Origin of the sequence: Bacillus sp. JJ1521 (genome assembly GCF_036965165.1) — a bacterium.
GTDB lineage: Bacteria > Bacillota > Bacilli > Bacillales > Bacillaceae_L > Ferdinandcohnia.
The window spans coordinates 1-3,966 of record NZ_JBALOX010000148.1 but is presented as its reverse complement, the minus strand read 5'-3'; the positions used below and the strand labels follow the sequence as shown (position 1 = coordinate 3,966).

The following is a 3,966-nucleotide window of genomic DNA, read 5'->3' as shown; positions in this document are numbered from 1 at the left end:
CGACTATATAATGTTAAAGCCTCCGGCGGAGACATGCGATTTTCAATGGAAACTTTTCGAGCATAGGATCAAAGACTAAAGGCGCCATATCCTGTGGCAACGTCTTTTTGACCCACATCGTGTGGGCCTAAAAAATCTGGGCGCAAATACGCCAAGGCGCATTTGATTAAAATTTTTTCTAATGTTGTGTTGACCTTGACGTTACGTAAAGGTGTAAAGTGAATATATCAGGGGGTGATGAGGTGGAATACACGGTACAAAAGCTAGCGAAACTAGCAGGAATCAGTACAAGAACATTGCGGTATTATGATGAAATTGAGATTCTTAAGCCGGCAAGAATCAATTCATCCGGATACCGAATTTATGGCCAAAATGAAGTCAACTGTCTCCAGCAAATACTTTTTTACCGTGAACTCGGAGTCAATCTAACTGATATTAAACAAATTATGACAAACCCTGCCTTCGATGAATCCAAAGCACTAAACGAGCATCGAGAGCAGCTCCTTGATAAACGAAAACAAATTGATCAATTAATTGCCAATGTCGAAAAAACCATTGCGCAAAAAGAAGGGAGAATAAGCATGTCCGATCAAGAAAAGTTTGAAGGCTTTAAAAAGAAAGCCATTGAGGAAAATGAGAAAAAATACGGAAAAGAAATTCGTGAAAAATATGGCGAAGAAACAGTTAAACAATCAAACGAGAAATTCATGAACATGTCTAAAGAGGATCATGATGCGGTCACACGTCTTGGTGAAGTACTAATGGAAACTTTAAAAGAGGCGATGAAGACTGGTGATCCTGCTGGAGAGCTTGCGCAAAAAGCAGCAGATTTGCATAAGCAGTGGCTCATGTTTTACTGGCCGAGCTACTCAAAGGAGGCACATGCAGGTGTAGCACAAATGTATGTCGATGACGAGCGATTCACGGCGTATTACGACAAAGAACAGCCAGGAACCGCAGAATTTTTGAGAGATGCGATACATGTATTTACTGGCTTTGAAAATGAATAATTGCGTATTAGAATTAGAGTAAGCCCAGCATTTTGCTGGGCTTACTCTATGCGCTCTTTTTTACTTTATACCTCTCTCTTCTTATACTCTTTGAAAGAATCAAAGCAACTATACATATAAGAATTAATGTACCATGGAATATTAAGACCATTTTTGCTAGTGGTAAAACCTTTAATACAATTGGCGCAACTACGAATCCAAGAGCAAATCCAACCGATTTTAATAGCATGCCTACTCCAAAGATTCTTCCTCTTATATTGTTATCTGTTTTTTGAAGAGCAGTAGCATGTAAGGTCGTAAAACATGCATCAAATATTCCTGTAAAGAAAGCAAAGGTTAAAACGATCCAGAGGTTTATACTTGAAAAAAAGGTAATGAACCCAGTGGACATTAACATCGCTGTCACGAAACAGCCATAAAAGAGATTGTTACCAGTAAGTATTTTAACCCTTGGAAGCAGAATGGTGGCTAACACCGAACCAATTCCCCAAACACCCCAAATTAATCCATAATAAAAACTTTGTCTCGTGGCGTCAATATTTTCGGCTAAAAGTGGTATCCCTAAATTATGTGATGCACCAGCGAATGCCCCTACGAGGAAAACGATATTAACTAAAAGTAATAAAGGAGCAACAACAATATAGGAATATACTTCTTTTAAATCCCTTCCAATACCAATGAGTTTCTCTTTTATTCCATTCGAAATAGCTTGTTTCGTTTGAGTTGTTTTCGTTTCCCAGTTCATTTTTAACAATACAAGCGCTGAAACAATGTATGTAGCCGCGTCTATGATTAACGTAACCTGATAACCTAGAAAATCAGTAATCACGCCAGCACCAAGAAATCCAAATACTAAACTAATAGATGTTAACCTTGATATGATAGCATTTGTTTCGAGTACCTTATCCTGACCAAAAATTTGTGGAATCTCTGCGCTATAACTCACCGCAAAAAAACTAGAGGTTAACCCAATAAAAAAACATACAATCAGAATCATGGTTGGATTTGGAAAAGGGAGTAAGAGCAAAATAATGATTGCTCGAAAAACATCTGTCCAAACCATCACTTTTCGACGATTAAAGCGATCTGCTACTATTCCTGAAAATAAGCTGGATAATACTCCCCCAAAAGTTCGAACAGCCATGGTGGCTGCCAACCATGCTGAACTTCCAGTTGCAACATACATTAAAACATTGATAGCAATGAGATCCATGAAGGTACCTAAATCAGAAAAAGCTTTCACATAAAGAAAAATTTTGCGGTTCATTATGTCTCCTTATATCTATTAAAATTATTGTGTATTGCACCATTTTAAAGAGAATGAATTTATTTAGCAATACGAAATTTTCTTTTTAATACATCTGTGGTTACTTTATTTTATTTATATTAAAATGGAATGTAAGGGATTTCTTTTTACAAAATTGGGCTTTAAAGGAGAGGAAGAAATGGAGAAAGTGAAGCAAATTCCGGGTTCACTTATGGATTGGATTATTAAAACTTTAAACAGTGGCGTAAACCCTGAAGCAATTGTAGATGCAATGATTCGAAAAGGCTATGACCCTAGACTCTCTTATACAACTCTGTTTCGAATTGTCGGAAATAAACCGATAAACACACCAGGTATACAAGCTCCATACGAATATGAACAGCCCGAAATTGCTAAAAAGGGAAGTATTTTACGTACAAGCGAACAAGAAATAAAGGTCTTATCAAAAGTAGAGAAACCGTTTATTTTACACTTAGATAATTTCTTAAGCTTTGAGGAATGCGACCAGTTGATTGAAATGTCAAGCAGCCGCCTCAAGCCTTCAACCGTCATAGATCCAAAGACAGGTGAAGAAAAAGCGGCAACTGGCCGAACAAGTAAAGGAATGTCTTTTTATTTACGAGAAAATGAGTTTATCAAAAAAATAGAGAATCGAATTGCAGAATTAACAGAGTTTCCCGTGGAAAATGGAGAAAGACTCCAGGTGTTGAATTATGGCATTGGCGAGGAATATAAAAGCCATTTTGATTATTTTCCACCGAGCAAGGTAGATCTTGAAAAAGGGGGTCAGCGGGTAGGTACATTCCTCATCTATTTAAATGATGTACCTGCTGGTGGAGAAACTGTTTTTCCGAAAGCGGGAGTTTCGATTGTTCCGAAGAGAGGCTCTGCCGTCTATTTTCAGTATGGAAACAGTAAGGGTGAGGTTGACCGGATGTCGCTCCATTCTAGTATACCTGTTTCTGAGGGAGAAAAATGGGTCGCAACGAAATGGATCCGCCAAGGGAATATTTATAGGAGTAATCAGAAGGCATACGATTAGAATTGTCAAGGTAATCATGATATAGTTAAAATAATCGTATTATGAGTGCTAAAAATGAATAAATTTTTAATAGCAAAAATAAGTAAGTCATCTTGTAGAAAGGTGTGTGAATATTGGATAATCAAACAAAAGTACAAACTTTTAAAGACGTTATGGGGAACTATCCGACGGGTGTAACGGTTGTTACAACGACTGATGAAAATGGAGTTCCGCTTGGACTAACAGTAAATTCATTTGCTTCTGTATCTTTGGATCCACTACTCATTTTATGGTCCATTGATAAAAGAGTATCCACTTACGATATTTTTACAAAAACAGATAAATTCGCGGTTCATGTACTAGCAAGTGATCAAGGAGATATCTGTGCCCTTTTTGCAAGTAAGGGAACGGATCGATTTGCGAACTGTGAATGGGAGATGTCTGGTAACAATCTTCCAATCCTAAAGGGTGCAGCAGGTGTTTTACATTGTAAAACCTTTAAGACGGTTGAAGCAGGAGACCATATGATTTTAATTGGTGAAGTGGTTGAGGTTGAAAACAACAGTAAGCCGCCACTCCTTTATCACAACCGTAAATTTGGCAATATTCCTGATGAATTCTATAAGTAACTTTAATAAGCAGAAGTTCCTACTTCTGCTTATTAAAGT

Annotated in this window: 4 protein-coding genes; 3 read left to right on the top strand and 1 reads right to left on the bottom strand. The window is 37.4% G+C overall.

Annotated features, from left to right (window positions below; translation table 11 throughout):
- The first annotated feature begins 242 nt into the window (after nt 1-242).
- The gene (locus V7147_RS18845; protein ID WP_335369373.1) at nt 243-1,010 is read left to right on the top strand and encodes a MerR family transcriptional regulator; all 768 of its coding nucleotides are present in this window, start codon (nt 243-245) and stop codon (nt 1,008-1,010) included.
- 46 nt (nt 1,011-1,056) lie between these two features.
- On the opposite strand, the gene V7147_RS18840 is transcribed toward V7147_RS18845, so the two are convergent.
- Nucleotides 1,057-2,277 carry an MFS transporter gene (locus tag V7147_RS18840; protein WP_335369372.1) on the bottom strand — a complete coding sequence of 407 codons (1,221 nt, stop codon included), beginning with the start codon at nt 2,275-2,277 and terminating at the stop codon, nt 1,057-1,059.
- Nucleotides 2,278-2,455: 178 nt separating this feature from the next.
- On the opposite strand from V7147_RS18840, the gene V7147_RS18835 reads away from it, so the two are divergent.
- Together V7147_RS18835 and V7147_RS18830 are read left to right on the top strand one after the other, a co-directional pair.
- Nucleotides 2,456-3,319 carry a 2OG-Fe(II) oxygenase gene (locus V7147_RS18835; RefSeq protein ID WP_335369371.1) on the top strand — a complete coding sequence of 288 codons (864 nt, stop codon included), beginning with the start codon at nt 2,456-2,458 and terminating at the stop codon, nt 3,317-3,319.
- Between the two features lie 152 nt (nt 3,320-3,471).
- Nucleotides 3,472-3,927 (top strand): flavin reductase family protein, encoded by a 456-nt coding sequence (locus V7147_RS18830; protein WP_438824612.1) that lies wholly within the window; start codon nt 3,472-3,474, stop codon nt 3,925-3,927.
- Nucleotides 3,928-3,966: the final 39 nt, after the last annotated feature.